The following is a 16,994-nucleotide window of genomic DNA, read 5'->3' on the forward strand; positions in this document are numbered from 1 at the left end:
AGGCCGCGGGAAGAATGTCATCGGAGATGGTCCGGAATGAGCGCGAGGTTCTGGATCGCGGCCAGACCATACTGGGAGGCGTCGTTGGTGGACACGAACGGCGCTTCGTCGACGGGCGTGAGCACACCGGAACCATCGATCCGCGTCGTCGACCACTGGGCGGTGCGCTGCAACGGGTTGGTGTTGAGCTGATCGCCGATGTCGTGGTGGAACGCCTCCCACGCGCGCTCGGCCAGCTCCGGATCGCCGTCGTGTGCCGCCGCGTACGCGGTGAGCCTGCTGTGTGCCTGGATCAGCGAGATGCCGCGTAGCCGGAGGCCGAGCTTGCTCTCCTGCTCTTCCGCCGAGGCGAGATAGAGTCGGCAGTACTGCAGCCACGCTTCCTCGAACTCCGGAACCTCGAGCGAGGTGCCCCGGGTCAGCGAGATGAGTTCTGAGCAGACCTCGACCAGGCCGAACACCGCGGAAAGGTGAGAGACCGCGATCTGTTCACGCGTGACATCGAGCCGGCCAGTGGTGAGGTCAAGCCGGGCGTCGCCGGTCAGGAATCCGTTGGGCAGTGTGCCGATGTCCTCCATCGTGGCCAGCAGTTTGTCCCGGACGGCGTCGTCGCCGGTGCGTTCCCATTCGGTGAGCCAGCCAGCCGCCAGTGCGCCCCAGTCGGTCCCGAGTCCGACTGACAACGCGGACGGGTCCGGTGTGTAGACGTCCCCGCGGACCTTTCGGGCCGGGTCTATCGCGACGAACGTCCGCTCGGCGCTCGCCTGCTCACGCATGAGATCGCCGGTGCGTTCGTCGGCCGTGAGGTAGTAGAAGAAGCGACGGTAGGCGGCATTGGAGATGCGGAGCTGCTTGCAACTGCAGCCCCAATGCTGCACGTTGTGCCGGGAGCCCAACCCTGCCCACCGGCCCAGGTGATAGACGTCGACTTCGCCGGTGTGCCGTGTCATCGCTTCGGCTAGCCGGAACACATGTGGGTGTCCGGTGCGCAGGAACTGATACCAGAGCCAGAGGTCAGGGGAGAGTTCGGAGTTGTCCCACGCGTACCCGCCGACGTCGTAGCGCCACTGGTGCCGGTCGGGGTCGTAGGTGTGCATGACGTCGCCGTAGTGCCAGAACCCGTACCACCGGCGTTGTTCCTGCTGAGTGATGTAGAAGTCGACGAGGAAATCCAGCCGGTCCTCGATGGCCGCTCGCTCGGGTGTGGAGCGGTCGGCCGGAGCCCAATCGCCGAAGACACCCGCACTGTGCAGGCGAGCGGGGCTGGGCACAAGAAGGGGCGGGTCGTTGAGCGCGGCCGCGTGGCTCGCGAGCTCGTCGTTCGGGGGTGTGGCGGCGTAGGCGCGCAAGACCAGTTCGTGGGTGCGGGCGACCCCGTGCGGATCGCCGAAGCCCGGCTCGTAATCCTCGTAGGTGATCTCCAAACCCTCGAGCTGCTCGGCGAAGGTGTCCTGGCCGAGGCCGTCGTGGTAGAAGCGAAGATCCATAGCCGGAGCCGACGGCGACCACATCCAGGCGGTGACGGTAGCTGTGTCCGATGCGGCGCCCCGGATGTCGAGCCGGGTCGGGTGCGCCTTCCAGAAGTCGCGCAGGCCGATCGCCAGCCCGCCGCTCACACCTCCGGCGTAGGCGTATCCAGCGGCCCGGGTGGAGGCTGGGATGGTGACCCATCCGGTGTCCTGAGCGGTGCGTTTGCGGAGTGTGAAGCCGTCGGCGCTGGGTTGTTCGAGAGTCCAGTCGCTCCACGTAGGGATCAGATGGGCTCGTTGGGACACCGCGGTATCCCAGTCCTGGACCGGGCCACAAGGGCGTCCGTCGACCTGTGCGGCGCGGAACTGCTCGCCGGGGTCGCGCCGCAGCCCCGTAATACCGCGGACAGCTTCGGTGTGGAATCCCGGCCGATGGTCCGCGCCGGCTGGGCCGGCCAGGCGAACGTGGCGGTCGTGCGGCTCGTCGCGCATCGGCACGTCGGCCCGTAGTCCGAGGCCGGCGAGGAAGTCCTGCTCCGCCGCGCCATCCCAGATGACGGTGTGCACGACCCGCACGTCGTCGCTTCCCGCGTAGAAGTAGAGGCGGACCGAGAACGGCAGCCAAGGACCCCGGCCGCCCCGAGTGTCGCCGTCGCTGGTGTGCCGGCCCTCGAGGAGCAGGACAGCCCGGATCGGCCCCTCCTGCTCGACGGTGACCGATTCGACCCGGCCGGACAGCTCCTCCCGGACAGCGGAGCCGCCGTCATCGGCTGTTGGTTCCGCCTGCCACAGGCTGGTCAGGCGTACGTCTCGAGCGACCACCTGCCCGTCCCGGCTGGCCGAGCTGAGCAGGACGGAGCCGACGCGGTCGACGGTCCAGGTGACCACGCCCGTGTCGACGACGACGCCGGCGCCGCTTGTCGTGACGGTGACCGGTGTATCCGGCTGGGTTGGGGCGCCGCCGGGCACGAGTTGGTACGACGGGCTCGGGTCGGGTTGCGGCGACATCGCGTGCGCAGACCATTTGACTGAGCCGTCCGGCCAGGTCGCTGTCACCCAACTCTGCACCGGAACGCCGGCACTGTCGTCGCGGCGAAGCCCGAAGGACGAGCCCCCGGGCACGACCCCCCGCGGCCACGGCACGCCCCAGGTGGTGCCGGTGGGCCGGGCGGAGGTGAGCCAGCGGACCGTCGTCGGTGTGTTCGTGAGCACATGTACTCCTGTCCTGGGGGGAGCCGAGTCACACAACGCGCGTGGATGGGGACTCTCCATGGCGTGGTGGGCATCAGCGAGGGAGGTCGTTGGCGAAGCCTCTCTCCGACCGAGTCTGCTGGGCGAGGAGAGACCCCATCGACGAGCGTTGCGCCTCAGCCCTTGACCGAGCCGATGAGGATGCCTTTGGCGAAGTGTTTCTGCAGGAACGGGTAGAAGAGCAGGATCGGCACCGTCGCGACGACGATCACGGCGAACTTCAAGCCCTGCTCCGGCGGTATGTAGTTGGGATCCAGCTGCCCCATTGTGTTGGCCATGTCCGCGGAGACCGTCACCTGGCGGACGAACATCTGCAGGGTCCACTTCGACGTGTCGTCGATGTAGAGCAGCGGGGACATGAAGTCGTTCCAGATGGCGACCGAGTAGAACAGCGCGAACGTCGCGATGATCGGCTTGGAAAGCGGCAGCACGATGCGCCAGAACACGCCGATCTCGCTGCAGCCGTCGATGCGGCCGGCCTCCTGCAGCTCTTCCGGAAGCTCCTGGAAGAAGTTCTTCACGATGATCAGGTAGAACGGATTGATGGCCAGCGGCAGGATCAGCGCCCAGTACGTGTTGAGCATGCCCAGCTCGCGCACGATCAGGTAGGTGGGGATCATCCCGCCGCTGAACACCATGGTGAAGATCACCAGGTTGAGCATGATGTTCCGGCCGGGAAGGTAGCGCTTGGACAGTGGATAGGCCATGGTGAGCGTCAGAGCCACCTGAATCACCGTGCCCACCGCTGTGACGCATATCGTCACGATCAGGCTGCGCAGGAACGTGTTCGTCGCGAAAATGTAGTCGTACGAGTCGGTGACGAACTGATGCGGCCAGAGAAAGAACGAGCGTGCGGTGATCTCCGACTCGCTGGCGAAGGAGCCCGCGATGACATAAAAGAACGGCAAGACCGTCACCGCGGCCAGCCCCACGAGGCCCACGATGTTGATCGTGTCGAAGATCTTGCTGCCAAGGGTGCTTTTCATCGTTCGCCTCCGCCTCACCTAGAACAGACCGTTCTGCTTGAAACGACGGGCCAGCCAGTTCGCCCCGAAGATCAAGATGATTCCGACGACGGCCTTGAACAGGCCCACAGCTGTCGAGTAGCTGTAGGCGCCTTGTGTGATGCCCATGAAGTAGACATAGGTGTCGAACACCTCGGCCACGGAGCGATTCAAGGCGTTGGTCATGAGGTAGATCTGCTCGAAGCCGGTGTCGAGCAGATTTCCGGCCGTCAAGATCGCCATGACCACGACGGTGCTCCGGATGGCCGGCAGCGTAATGTGCCACATCTGCTGCCAGCGGTTGGCGCCGTCGATCCGCGCAGCCTCGTACAGGTTTGGATCCACACTGGCCAGCGCGGCGAGGTAGATGATGGTGCCCCACCCGGTGGCTTTCCAGAGCGTTTGCATGATGATCAGCGGCCGGAACCAGTCCGGGTCGCTGAGGACGTCGAGGCGTTCCCCGGTGATCGTGTTGAGTAGCTGCGTTGCCGGGCCGATGTCCATCGCGAACAGTAAGTACGTCAGCGAGGCGACGATCGTCCACGACAGGAAATGCGGGATGTAGATGGACGACTGGATGGCCCGTTTGAGCACGGAGAGCCGGAGTTCGTTGAGCAGAAGAGCGACGATGATCGGCGCCGGGAAGACGAAGACGACGTGCAGCGCGGCGAGGATCAGCGTGTTTCCGAGGACGCGGGGAAAGTCCGGGCTGGAGAACAACGCCTCGAAATGCTTGAGGCCCACCCACGGGCTGTCGGAGAAACCCAGGAACGGCAGGTAATCCTGGAAGGCGATGGTGACGCCGTACATGGGCGCGTACTTGAAGACGGCGAAATACACGACGCCGGGAAGTATGAGCAGGTACAGCCATCGATACCGGAAAATACGGATACGCAGCGGGGCCGCAGGACGAGCCGGGGGTCGCCGATCGCCACGGCGGCCACGCGGTCTGCGTCCGCTGCCTCCGCCTCGCCCACGAGTGCCGGGTGCGGAAACGGCCGAGCCGGTGGTGGCCTCGCCAACTGCGGCGCTACTCGCGGTGGAGCTCGGCGAACCCGCGCCAGGAACGGGCGCGACGGGTGGCTGAACAGTCACTGCGCCTCCTCTTTCGGTGATCGACAGCTGGGTTTCGCGGCAGCGGGATCGGCCGGGGCAGCGGGTGCGGGTCGTGCCCAACACCGGCTGCCCCGCCGATCACCGTGGGGTATCAGTCCAGCTGGGCGTAGAGCTCGTTCATCTCGTCGACCACCTGCTGGCCACCCTCGCGGTACCAGCGCTCGATCTCGTCTTCGAGGCCGTCTTCATCGATCTGGCCGGCGAGGTACTTGATCCGTGCGTCGGCGATGATCTGGTCCAGCTGCGCGCCGCGTTGCACGTAGGTGTCAGAGAGCAGCGCCTGCGCCGGGTTGTGCACCGCGGTCTCCATGTCGCGCTCGTGCAGTTCCCAGCGGTGGTCCCACAGCTCGCGCTCGGGTTCACCATCGGGAAGAAGGCTGTAAGCGAGATAGCCGTTGCTCTGTGTGCCCAGCTGAGCGAACGACGTGACGTCGTTGCGGATCACTTCGGCTTCCGAGTCGCCCTCGATCGGCACGGCGAAGTCATCCTCGACCTCGAAGTTGCGGCCCTCGATGCCGTTGTTGAGCAGCATCTGGCCTTCCTTTGCGCTGAGGGTGTCGAGGAATGACAGGACCTCGTGCAGTTCTTCCTCGGTGCGAACACTCTGCCGGGAGATGGCCAGGAAGCCGTTGTAGCCGACCGTGGGGTAGGAGTAACGCTCGCCGTCCGGTCCGATCAAGTTGCCGGCCATCGTCACGTAGTCGCCGTAGTCGTCCGAATCGGCGTCCTTGAACAGGTCCATGAGGACGCCGGCCCGGGAGCTGACGTCGATGATGATGCCGCCGCGGCCGTTGAAGAACGGATCGTTCCAGTTCGCGCTGTCCATCGTGGCGAAATCAGGATTGATGTACTCCTGGTCGATCATGTCCTTGACGAAACGGTTGGCTTCGAGGAACTCGGGGGTGTCGAACCCGGGCACGAGTTCTCCGTCCCGCTCGCCCCATCCGTTCGGCGCGCCGAACCACGTCTCGATGACGTCGTAAGGACTGGCCGTGGCATAACCGCCTGGCCACTGCGGAATGATGATGCCGTAGGTATCGTCTTCGCCGCTCTCGTTCGGGTCGTCTTCGGTGAACGCGCGGGCCAGCTCGTAGAGGTCGTCCACCGTTTCCGGCAGGTCGAGTCCAAGATTCTCGAGCCAGTCCTTGCGGATGACCACCGCTGTGCGCATCTCGTCTCGCAGCCGGAAGACTCCGTAGTTGCGGCCGTTGATCGACGAGTTGAGCAGGATCTGCTCGTTCTCCGCCGTCAGGTTCGGATACTGATCCAGGATGTCGGTGAGGTCCCAGAAGGCGCCGGCTTCAGCGGACTGGACGAACGCCGGGATCTTGCTGGCGACCATCACCTGCGGAATGTTGTCCGATGCCATGGCCACTGACAGTCGGTCGCCGTAGTTGGAGTTCGGCACCCAGGTGATGTCGAGCGTCTTGCCGGTGTACTCCTCGATCGCTTGGTGCAACTCGCCGTCCGGTGCCGGAGCTTGGCTCTCCAGGAGAGGGCCATCAGGGTGATCGTGTCGAGTCCGCCTTCACCGGCCCCGCCGTTGTCGTCGGAGCCGCATCCGGCAACAGCCAGTGCGAGGGCAGTCGTGGTCACGAGGGACGTGCGAATGTTGCGAACGGTCGATCTCATCGTTTCGGCCTTTCGTGAGGGGGCGGGTCGTCGTTGACCGTCATCCAGCGGTGCTGGCAGCCGGGTCGAAGAGCTTGGTGCCGAGGTTGGTAAGCGGTTTCCGTCGGCGACAGTTCATTGGGCGAGAACGTAGGGGCATTGGTCTTCAGTGGATCCGCAACGGCTCGGCCGGGAGTATCCGCTGGTCGGCGGGTGGCCCGGCGAGTGTCTGGTCGGCCAGCTTGGCGTCGTTCTCGGCGAAGAAGCGCAGGCACAGCCAGGTGCTGAGATAGATCCACGCACCAGCTGAGATCGTCAGCAGGAGCACCGGGAACACGGCCGTGACGAAGGTGGTCGCGGCCAGGACGAACAGCAGGATGATCGTGGATGCGGGGTATGCGAGCGCGAAGCGGCTCGCCTGCCACGCGTACATCCGCAGTGGCAGGTCGAAATGTGCGTACATCGGGCCCACGTACGCGGCGATGCCGGCGAGAACGACGAGCGCTGCGAGGGTGGCCAGGCGGGCGGCGCTTGCGTCCGGGCCGAGGCCGGTGAAGAGCGAGTAGTTGCTCCACAGGGTCATGGTCACCACCAGCACGGGCAGCATGACGGCGGTGCCGCGGAACAGTTCCCGGCGCCAGATCGTGGCGAAGTCGCGAACCGTTCGGATTCCGTATCCCTGGATGTAGCGGCGGGTCAGGGTGAATGCCGCGGCAAGGGCGGGTCCGATTCCGAAGATCACGCCGCCGAGGACGGTGAACGCCAACACCAGGACGTTGATCAGGGCGCACCATGCGAGCACTGAACAAGTCGAATGCAGGCGGCTGGTCCAATGCTCCGTCATAGCGTCACACCACCGAACTCGGGAGTGCACTGCGAACGGACATCTGCCGGTCACCCCATCGTCGTCGTCGAAAACGTGGCGCTGAATGTAACTTTGAAACGTCTCAAAAGTCAACGACTCCGGTGCCTACCAGGTCGCGATCCGCAGGTTGGCGTACTCCCCGATCATGGGCGACATCTGCCGGAAACCGACCTTTCCGCCACGAATGGGAGGGCCGCCCACGGTGCCATCGTCGTGCCAGTGAAAGACGGTCATGTGGTCGATGGTGAACGTGATGTGGTCGTCACGGATGTCGAGCCGCATGCGATAGGGGCCGGCCGCATCCGACACGCCTGGGAGCGGATCGGGCCCCTGGGCGACGAGGTGGAATCCATGGCTTTTGCGCAGGTTGCACGTGTGGAAGCGCCGCTCGGCGGGCCACATGCGCCGGTAGTACGAGACGTGATAAGCGTCGATGTCCCCGTGGTGATACTGCTCGTACGGCCCGGTGCGCGGTGCCAGCGACGGATCGAACAGGTCGCGCTCGTCGTGGCCCCTGGCGTGAAAGAACAGGATGCAAAGACCAGGCTCACGGACCGGCCAGAAGTCCCATGAGATCGACACGTCGCCCGGAAGTTCCTCCGGGCACCACAACACGATGTTGGCTTGCTGTCCGTCGTCGGGGGACCGAGTGCTTTCCAGGCGGAGCCGTTCCAGCGGAAAGCTGAGCGCGCCATCACCTTCGAGTGTGAAATGGCTCAGGTCAGCGGCGCTGCGGAGGGGATTGTCATAGAGGACGGTGCGAGGTTCGGTCGGCATGCTCAAACTCCGGTGGGGTGTGCGGTTGGAGGTTGATTGAGTCGTTTCAAACCGACACCCTACTCGCGACTCGACGCAAGAACAGCGTCTTAGAACCCGCGCGAATTGGGGAGCCCGGCGACTCCCCCTATTCGCGCGGGTTCTTAGGATTCTCCGTGGGCGATGACCCGAAGCACTGTCTCGACATCGTCGACCACGATCGGATCGCCGCCTTGCGCCTGCCCCAGCTCGGTCTCGTAGGTTTCCAGGCGGCGCCAGTCGTCCCAGGTGAGCCGGTCGGCTCCACGTGAGGCGAGCAGCAGCTCGACATCCTCCGGCGATCCGCCAGGTGCGTTTCTGTCCGGCATGTCCGCGAGGATCGACTCCGCGACTTCGGCGGCGTCGGGGCGGTTGGTGCCGATCACGCCCGTGGGCCCCCTGCGCAGCCATCCGGTGACGTAGATGCCAGCAACCGGCCCGGAATGGTCGACCACACGGCCGTCATCTGACGGCACCGTGCCGGTGGCCTCATCGAACGGCAGCCCTGGAATCGGGCTGCCCCGGTACCCGATCGCCCGGATCAGCAACTCTGCGGTGAGGTGGAGTGGCCCAGCCGTGCCCGGGCGGGTTGGCTCGAGTTCGACGCCGGCGACGGCGGTGTCGCCCAGGATCCGGACCGGCCGGCGCCAGAAGTGGAAGTGGATCCGCCGTGCTGCGTCGGTGGCCGGACGTTGTGCCCATTCGGTGGTGACCTTGACGATGGTCTTGGCCTGGCGCCGGGTGTCGATCTCCGCCTGGTCCTCTGCCTCGAGTTTCAAACAGGCGGGATCGATCACGACATCGACGTCGTCCAGCTTGCCGATTTCGCGTAACTCGGGCGAGGTGAACTTCGCCTGGGCCGGTCCACGGCGGGCGACGACATGAACGTCGCGGAGTGTGCTGGCCTTCAGCGCGTCGACTACGGCACGCGGCATGCTGGTGGGGACGAGGCTCTCCGCATCGCGGGCCAGGATGCGGGCGATGTCGAGCGCGACGTTGCCGGCGCCGATCACGACGGCGGTCCGCAGGTGCTCGGGAAGACTGATCTTCGGCGCTGCCGGGTGTCCGGTGTACCAAGCGACGAGCTCCGATGCCCCGATCGAGCCGGGGAGATCCTCGCCGGCGATGTTAAGCCGGCGATCACCTCGCATCCCGGTCGAGACGGCCACCGCGTCGTACGACCGGCGGAGTTCCTCCAGCGTGACGTCCTTGCCGACGGTGACGTTGCCGAAGTATCGGGCCTCTGTGGTCTCGAAGCCTTGGGCCAGCACTCGGGAGATGCCGCGGGTCTTGGGATGGTCTGGAGCTACGCCGTAGCGCACCAGGCCGAACGGCGCGGGGGCGGCTTCGAACACGTCGATCCGGCGGAAGGTCCCAGCCTCGAGCAACTCGGCCAGCAAGTACAAGCCGGCCGGGCCAGCGCCGATGATCGCCGCGGTACGCGCCTTCGCGTGCTCCATTTCCTCATCCAACCAGATGTCCATGACCGGATGACAGAGTTGAGGCGACTCACACTTGGCTCAGCGCCTGCTCATGCGGATACAGCCTGCGGCGAGCCCACAGCGCGACGTAAACGAGCCCCACGAGCACGGGCACTTCGATCAGCGGGCCGACCACGCCGGCCAGAGCCTGCCCGCTGGTCACTCCGAAGACGCCGATCGATACGGCTATGGCCAGCTCGAAGTTGTTTCCGGCAGCGGTGAATGCGAGCGTCGTCGTCTTCTCGTAGCCGAACCCCAGCCGGTACCCGGCCAGGAAGGAGCCGGCGAACATGAGCACGAAGTACGCCAGCAGCGGCAGTGAGATCCGGGCCACGTCGAGCGGATTGCCGACAATCGTGTCCCCTTGCAACGCGAACAGCGCGACGATGGTGAACAGTAACCCGTAGAGCGCCCATGGCCCCGCTTTCGGCAGGAACCGGTTCTCATACCAGTCGCGGCCCTTGACCCGCTCTCCTACGGTGCGGCTGAGATATCCAGCCAGCAGCGGTATCCCGAGGAAGACCAGCACCATCGCCGCGATGGTCCAGACGGAGAAGCCGGCGCTGGTGGTCTCCAGCCCGAGCCAGCCAGGCAGCGTCTGCAGGTAGAACCATGCCAATGCGGAGAACGCGATGATCTGGAAGACCGAGTTGACGACGACCAGCACGGCGGCTGCCTCACGGTCGCCGCATGCGAGATCGTTCCATATCAGCACCATCGCGATGCACCGGGCGAGCCCGACGATGATGAGGCCGGTCCGGTACTCCGGCAGGTCGGCCAGGAAGATCCATGCCAGCGCGAACATCAGGGCCGGCCCGGCGAGCCAGTTGAGCACGATCGACGTCACGAGCAACTTACGCTCGCCAGTGACCTGACGGGCTTCGTCGTAGCGCACTTTCGCCAAGACCGGATACATCATCACCAGCAGGCCGATGGCGATCGGCAAGCTCACCGAGCCGATCTTGATGGCGTCCAGTGCTTCGTCCAGTCCCGGGACGACGTTGCCGAGGAGCAGGCCCGTAGCCATCGCGGCGGCGATCCACAACGGCAGGTACCGGTCCAGAGTGGAAAGCCGGGCCAGAACAGGAGCTTCGATGGACGTCTCAGAGCTGTTCGAGGGGTGGGCGCTCACGGGCACGGCCTCCGCACGTCAGCCTCGTCGACGATGGCCGCTGCCGCAGCCAATGCCTGGAGATATCCGGCAAGCTGCCGGACAACGCCGGCACTGAGCCGGTAGTACGTGTAGCGCCCGTGGGGCTCGATCTCGACGATGCCGGCCTGGCGCATCAGCCTCAGATGATTGGAGACATTGGTTTGACGAGCGCCGGTCATCTCGACGATATGACAGGTACACAGCGCCTCTCGGGCGAGCAATTCAACGATTTGCAGGCGCAATGGGTCGGCCAGTATTCGTAGCCATTCGACGGGGCGAGTCGAACTCATATCAACGTCCACTGATGTCAGCATCGGCTGATACGTTATGTGTCATGGCCGGATCGGTACAAACCGGCAGGTAGCCGAGTCCCCGCAGGTGTCCTCCGCAAGCGGATACGGGCGTTGTTCACCTGGACGTCGGCACGCGGACATGTATATGCCACACATTCCATCGCGTCCATTCATGGTGCGTTCACTCGTATCCGGGAACGGTGTCACTTCGCCTGCTTAGCGTCGGCGCTGTCAGCGAACAAGCGAAAGACCGACCCGATCCGGAAGGACATCCGACGTGAAGATCAGCACTGCTCGTCGACGACTGGCGCCGCTTGCCGTCGTCAGTGCTGCGGCACTCGTCCTGGTCGCCTGTGGTGGCGACGACAACGGTGACGACACCAGCACGACCGAGAACGACTCGTCCAGCGAGCAGACGCAGGACGACAACGAGGACGACGAGGAGTCGCCCGAAGCCAACGGTGAGCTTTCCGGCTCGGTCGTGGTTGATGGCTCGAGCACGGTTGCTCCCTTGGGGGAGGCCGCGGCGGAGCTCTTCATGATGGAGACCCCTGGCGTCCAGGTGACCGTCGGCACTTCCGGCACCGGCGGTGGCTTCGAGAAGTTCTGCAACGGCGAGACCGACATCTCCGAGGCTTCGCGAACGATCAAGGATGAGGAAGCCGATATCTGCGACGGCAACGGGATCGCGTACGAAGGTCTCACCGTCGCCAACGATGCGCTGACGGTGCTCGTCCACCCGGACAATCCGGTGCAGTGCCTGAGCACGGAACAGCTCGGCCAGGTGTGGGCTCCCGACTCGGATGTCAGCCGTTGGGACGAGATCGACGGTATCGACTTCGACGCCGACCTCGACCTCTACGGGCCAGGCACGGACTCCGGTACGTTCGACTATTTCACCGAGGCGATCAACGGTGAAAGCGGTGCGCAGCGCACCGACTACAACAACATCGGTGAAGACGACAACACCGGCATCATCGGCGTCGAAGGTTCGGCCGGCGGCATGTTCTACGTCGGCTTCTCCTACTACGTGGAGAATCAGGACCGGGTGAAGGCACTCGAGATCGACGGGGGCGACGGCTGCGTCGCGCCTTCCGTGGAAACTGTGCAGGACGGCTCTTATACGCCGCTCGGCCGCGGGCTGTACATCTACCCGTCGGACACCGCTCTGGAGAAGCCTGAGGTGCTGGCGTTCATCGAGTACTTCATCAACAACGCCGATTCCATCGCCGCGGCGGCCGGCTTCATCGGCATGACCGACGAGCAGGCTGACGAAGCCCGCGCCCAGGTTCAGACCCTGGTCGGCGGCTGACGGCCGACGATGGCCATGCGTGGCGTCATCGATGCCTCCAGCGCCGGTGCGGAGTCTCCGCGCCGGTCGCTGGAGGCGCCCAGCCCTAGGTACGGCGAGAAGGCGATCAAGGTCTTCCTCGGCGCCTGCGGAGGGCTATCGGTCCTGGTCACCGCTGGGATCGTCCTCTCGCTGGCGTTCGGTGCGATCGACTTCTTCCGGGAGGTCCCGGTCCACGAGTTCCTCTTCGGTACGACGTGGGCTCCGTCGTTCTCGCCCTCACACTTCGGAGTGCTGCCGATCGTCACCGGCACGCTCAACATCGTGTTCTGGGCGCTGGCTGTGTCCGTCCCGGTGGGGCTGGCCTCGGCGATCTACCTGAGCGAATACGCGCCGAATCGGGTTCGCAAGACCATCAAACCCATGCTGGAGGTGCTCGAAGGCATCCCGACCGTGGCCATCGGCCTGTTCGCCTTGATGTTCCTCCGGCCGCTGGTCGCAGACGTCCTGCCGTTCCTCGACTGGGGCGGTGTCCACTCGATCGGCGTGGCCGGTATCGCCGTCGGCCTGCTCATCGTGCCGCTGGTCGCGTCGATCTCCGACGACGCGATGCGTGCCGTTCCGCGAGGTTTGCGCGAAGGAGCCTATGCCCTCGGGGCGAGCAAACTCCGGGTGTCGCTGAGGGTGGTGTTTCCGGCTGCCATCTCCGGGATAGTCGCGGCCGTGGTGCTGGCGGTGTCTCGCGCCATCGGCGAAACCATGGTGGTGCTGCTGGCCGGCGGCGCCCGGGCACAGATCACCGGCGATCCCACGGCGTCCTCCCAGACGATGACCGCGTACATCGGTCAGACGGCGACCGGTGAGATCGCGTTCGGAACGATCGCGTACTACACGATCTTCGCGGTCGGTGCCCTGCTGTTCGTCATGACCCTGATCATGAACCTCTTCGCCATCCGCTTGGTCCGTCGTTTCCGTGAGGTGTACGAGTAGATGTCCACCGATGAGAAGGCCCCGCCTCGCACGGCACGTACCCGGCTTGCCGTGGCAGGTGCGCGCGCCACTACCGAGAGTGTTCTCGGGGCTCGTTCCCGTGGTGACAGGATCAGCAACCGGCTCTTCCAGGCGGTGCTCCTGCTCGGTCTGTCGGTTGCCATCGCCGGGCTCGCGACGATGGTCATCTGGGCGTTCGTCGAAGGTTCACCTCGGCTCAACACGGCGCTGTTCACCGCGGGACCATCGACGCTGAACATCGAGCAGGCCGGGTACCGGCCGGCCATCCTCGGCTCCCTCCTGGTGATCGGCGGTGTCATCGTGCTCATCCTGCCGCTGGGCGTGGGCGCCGCGGTATATCTGGAGGAATACGCTGACAAGTCTCGCTGGTGGAACCGGCTGTTCGAGCTGAACATCCAGAATCTCGCCGGTGTGCCGTCGATCGTGTTCGGCATCCTGGGGCTGGCGTTCATCGTCCGTCAGCCGTTGGGCCTCGGGTTCGTTCCAGCAGCTGGCGCGCTCACCATCGCATTGCTCGTGTTGCCCACCGTGATTCTGGCCGCGCGGGAGGCACTGCGTGCCGTGCCGCCGTCGATTCGTGAGGGCTCACTCGCGCTCGGGGCTACCCAATGGCAGACCACCTGGCGTCAGGTGCTGCCGGCGGCGATGTCTGGAATCCTGACCGGGGTCATCCTCGCCGTCGCCCGGGCGGTCGGAGAGGCTGCGCCACTGCTCCTTGTGGGGGCTGTCACGTTTGTGACCTTCGACCCGAGCTTCTTCGATCCGGGCTTCACGACCCTGCCGACCCAGATCTTCGACTGGGCTGGTCGTCCGCAAGAGGAATTCCAAGTGCTGGCGGCCGCAGGGGTGCTGATCATGCTGGCATTGGTGCTGGTCATGAACTCGTTTGCGGTCTGGCTACGCAACCGTTTCGAACAGAAGTGGTAGGTGCCTTCCGGTGACCGACAACCTGACGCAGGAGATCACGCGTCCCCAGCCACGCGAGGCTGGCAAGAGCAAGGAGGCCGCCCGAGTGCAAGAACATGCCGAGATCTCGGTACGCCCGGAAGAGTTCCGGCAGCGTGGCGACGTCGAGCATCGAGAGAAGACGTTCGAACTCAACCACGTTTCGGTGTCGTATGGAGACTCACGCGCGGTCCACGACGTGTCGATCGACATCTTCCACAAGAACATCACCGCGTTGATCGGACCGTCCGGGTGTGGCAAGAGCACACTTCTGCGCTCACTCAACCGAATGAACGACCTCATTCCGAGTGCTCGTGTCGAGGGCGAGCTGCTCTACCACGGCGAGGACATTTATGGACCGAAGGTCGATCCGGTCCAGGTTCGCAAGGTCATCGGCATGGTCTTCCAGAAACCGAACCCCTTCCCCAAGTCGATCTACGACAACGTCGCCTTCGGCCCACGCACAACTGGGATGAAAGGCGACATGGACGACATCGTGGAGACCGCGCTTCGCCGGGCCGGGTTGTGGGACGAGGTGAAAGACCGGCTCGACGACAACGCCTACGGCATGTCCGGCGGTCAACAGCAGCGACTCTGTATCGCCCGATGTATCGCGGTCGAACCGGATGTGATCTTGATGGACGAGCCGTGTTCCGCGCTGGACCCGATATCCACTGGACGGATCGAAGACCTGATGCTGGAGCTCAAGGAGCGTTTCTCGATCGTCATCGTGACGCACAACATGCAGCAGGCCGCCCGGGTCTCCGACATGACGGCTTTCCTCATGGTGGAGCTCACGGCGGACGAGAAGAGCCGGTGGGGAGAGTTGATCGAGTACGACGACACCGCGAAGATCTTCACCAATCCGTCCGACAGCCGGACCGAGGACTACATCAGCGGCAAGGTGGGCTGACGGAACTCGCCTCCCTGCCCACCCGGTGATCGTCAGTGCGTTGTGGTCGCTGTGAGGTGATCATCAGTATGCCGTGGTCGCGGGCTAACAACCACAACGTACTGACGATCACCGGGGAGGGCGTCGGGGTGCGGACCCTCTGAGATTGGCTCGGCATGGGAAATTAAGTGCGGCTGCCGCGGGCTCGTTGCAGTACTCGGCGCTGCCAGCGGTCCATCCTGGTACGCAGCGGGCTCGCCAAGAACTCCCCGAGCGTCACGCCGGCGGCCAGCGCCAGCCCCACGCCTAGCGCGCCGAACAACATGCCCGCACCGGCCACGAGGTCGTCGGCATCGACCATCGTGAACATCGACTGGTAGATGAGCAGTCCGGGCAGCAGCGGGGTGATACCGCAGACCGAGACGGCCAGCGCGGGGGCGCCCAGGCGCTCGGCCACTCCGGCGGCGAGGACACCAACCACCAGCGCGGCGACGAAGGACGAGCCGGCTGGTCCTAGGCCGAAGTCGTTCACGATGAGAAACACCCCAGCGGAGACAGCGCCTACCGCGGAAGCCACCCCGACCGTGCGGAGGCGACTGTATGACGCCAGTCCCCACGCGCCCGCGATGACACCCCCGGCCAGAACCTGAACCCCGAAGGGTGTGCTCAACGCACTGTGATCGGTGATGTGCAGAGGCACACCGATCCGGTGACCGAGATCCAGGACGAAGCCGACGCCGACGACGATCCCGATGGTGTAGAGCGCGACCTCGAATGATCGTGCCGCGGCGGTGAGCGGGAAGCCCGAGATGGCGTCTTCCGCGGCGCCGACCAGGGAAAGCCCCGCGAGAAGGACGACGATGCCGGCTGCCACGACGAGCGACGGCGCGATCAGCTGCGGTGACCAATCGAAAGTGGAACGGCCCCAGTTCAGGAAGAGCGCTACCCCCGTGGCAATGCCGGCACCGATGGCCTGCTGGAACATGTACGGCAAGCCTTTGTGCCGCAGCCAGCGCAGCGTCCGGTCGATGATCATCGTGGTGGCCGCGGCGATCGCGGCGGCCAGCCAGGAGCCATTCAGCAGGATCGCCACCCCGGCGGCCATGGCGCCGAGCGCGAGCGTGACCACCCACCGCCGGTATGGGTGCGGCGTCTTGCGGATCTCATCCAGCCGCTCGCGTGCCCCATTCAGGTCGAGTTCTCCGCGGTCAACCGCGTCGACCATCTCCATGAGGTCGGCCAGGCGGCTGTAGTCCGCTGTGCGAACACTGATGACGCGCACCTTGGTGATCGGATCGTCGTCTCGGTCGATGGACACGGTGATCGACACGAACGTGATGTCCACCTGGCAAGACGTGACGCCGAACCCCGCGGCGAGCCGGAGCAGGGCGGCCGTTGTGTCGGCGACCGGCGCCCCGGTGGTGATCAGTGCTTCGCCGGTGCGCAGGACCAGATCGAGTACCGATCGCTCGACCTCGGCCGCGAGCCCGCTGTTGGGCGGCGGCAGCGCGATGGGGACGGTGGGCGGTCCGGAACCGGTGAAAGCGCGGCGTGCGCGGTCGCGGAGGGGGCGGCCGAACCGGTCGACCGACTTGTTGGAGGAGGCCGACGCCGCGGGAGGGGGAGGCGGAGGCGGACCAGCCGGTGGATAAGACTTACTCACAGCCCACCACAGTATGTGCTGAAGGCGGCATCGTACTACCGATCCGCGGGGTGCTGAAGATCAAGTATGACCTGCGAAGACGATCCGTCTCACAGAGCCGGAGCGCGCCGGGTGAGAAGACTGTGACATCCGCGCGTTACGCATGCGACGGGCT

General features: G+C 65.1%; 14 protein-coding genes. 4 read left to right on the forward strand and 10 right to left on the reverse strand.

Going from position 1 to position 16,994, the window contains the following annotated elements; translation table 11 throughout:
• Positions 1-17: 17 nt before the first annotated feature.
• The 9 genes from F7O44_RS27145 to F7O44_RS27185 form a co-directional block, all read right to left on the reverse strand.
• Positions 18-2,741 carry an exo-rhamnogalacturonan lyase family protein gene (locus tag F7O44_RS27145; protein ID WP_246221507.1) on the reverse strand — a complete coding sequence of 908 codons (2,724 nt, stop codon included), beginning with the start codon at positions 2,739-2,741 and terminating at the stop codon, positions 18-20.
• A 95-nt stretch (positions 2,742-2,836) separates the two neighbouring features.
• Positions 2,837-3,706, reverse strand: coding sequence for a carbohydrate ABC transporter permease (locus F7O44_RS27150; protein ID WP_162453465.1), 870 nt, complete (start codon positions 3,704-3,706; stop codon positions 2,837-2,839).
• Between the two features lie 18 nt (positions 3,707-3,724).
• Positions 3,725-4,621, reverse strand: a complete 897-nt coding sequence (locus F7O44_RS27155) for an ABC transporter permease (RefSeq protein WP_343073931.1) — start codon at positions 4,619-4,621, stop codon at positions 3,725-3,727.
• A gap of 310 nt (positions 4,622-4,931) precedes the next feature.
• Positions 4,932-6,299 (reverse strand): extracellular solute-binding protein, encoded by a 1,368-nt coding sequence (locus tag F7O44_RS27160; protein ID WP_222851751.1) that lies wholly within the window; start codon positions 6,297-6,299, stop codon positions 4,932-4,934.
• Positions 6,300-6,617: 318 nt separating this feature from the next.
• Positions 6,618-7,295 (reverse strand): YesL family protein, encoded by a 678-nt coding sequence (locus F7O44_RS27165; RefSeq protein WP_222851752.1) that lies wholly within the window; start codon positions 7,293-7,295, stop codon positions 6,618-6,620.
• A gap of 126 nt (positions 7,296-7,421) precedes the next feature.
• Positions 7,422-8,093 carry a DUF1961 family protein gene (locus F7O44_RS27170; RefSeq protein WP_162453466.1) on the reverse strand — a complete coding sequence of 224 codons (672 nt, stop codon included), beginning with the start codon at positions 8,091-8,093 and terminating at the stop codon, positions 7,422-7,424.
• A 143-nt stretch (positions 8,094-8,236) separates the two neighbouring features.
• Entirely contained in the window at positions 8,237-9,595 is a 1,359-nt protein-coding gene (locus F7O44_RS27175; RefSeq protein ID WP_162453467.1) for an FAD-dependent oxidoreductase, read from the reverse strand.
• Between the two features lie 25 nt (positions 9,596-9,620).
• Positions 9,621-10,724 carry an ACR3 family arsenite efflux transporter gene (arsB, locus tag F7O44_RS27180; RefSeq protein WP_343073929.1) on the reverse strand — a complete coding sequence of 368 codons (1,104 nt, stop codon included), beginning with the start codon at positions 10,722-10,724 and terminating at the stop codon, positions 9,621-9,623.
• Positions 10,721-11,059, reverse strand: a complete 339-nt coding sequence (locus F7O44_RS27185; RefSeq protein ID WP_162453468.1) for a metalloregulator ArsR/SmtB family transcription factor — start codon at positions 11,057-11,059, stop codon at positions 10,721-10,723. Before F7O44_RS27185 ends, arsB begins: the two co-directional genes overlap by 4 nt.
• A 256-nt stretch (positions 11,060-11,315) precedes the next feature.
• On the opposite strand from F7O44_RS27185, the gene F7O44_RS27190 reads away from it, so the two are divergent.
• The 4 genes from F7O44_RS27190 to pstB all read left to right on the forward strand — a co-directional run bounded on the left by F7O44_RS27190 (position 11,316) and on the right by pstB (position 15,198).
• Complete coding sequence (locus tag F7O44_RS27190) at positions 11,316-12,350, forward strand: phosphate ABC transporter substrate-binding protein PstS family protein (protein ID WP_162453469.1); 1,035 nt, start codon at positions 11,316-11,318, stop codon at positions 12,348-12,350.
• Positions 12,351-12,365: 15 nt separating this feature from the next.
• Positions 12,366-13,319 carry a phosphate ABC transporter permease subunit PstC gene (gene pstC, locus F7O44_RS27195; RefSeq protein WP_222851754.1) on the forward strand — a complete coding sequence of 318 codons (954 nt, stop codon included), beginning with the start codon at positions 12,366-12,368 and terminating at the stop codon, positions 13,317-13,319.
• Positions 13,320-14,267: a phosphate ABC transporter permease PstA gene (pstA, locus tag F7O44_RS27200; RefSeq protein WP_162453470.1), complete on the forward strand. Its 948-nt coding sequence runs from the start codon at positions 13,320-13,322 to the stop codon at positions 14,265-14,267.
• Between the two features lie 103 nt (positions 14,268-14,370).
• Positions 14,371-15,198: a phosphate ABC transporter ATP-binding protein PstB gene (gene pstB, locus F7O44_RS27205; RefSeq protein ID WP_343073932.1), complete on the forward strand. Its 828-nt coding sequence runs from the start codon at positions 14,371-14,373 to the stop codon at positions 15,196-15,198.
• Positions 15,199-15,361: 163 nt separating this feature from the next.
• On the opposite strand, the gene F7O44_RS27210 is transcribed toward pstB, so the two are convergent.
• Positions 15,362-16,840, reverse strand: coding sequence for a threonine/serine exporter family protein (locus F7O44_RS27210; protein ID WP_222851755.1), 1,479 nt, complete (start codon positions 16,838-16,840; stop codon positions 15,362-15,364).
• Between the last annotated feature and the right edge of the window lie 154 nt (positions 16,841-16,994).

This window comes from Phytoactinopolyspora mesophila, assembly GCF_010122465.1.
Lineage (GTDB): Bacteria > Actinomycetota > Actinomycetes > Jiangellales > Jiangellaceae > Phytoactinopolyspora > Phytoactinopolyspora mesophila.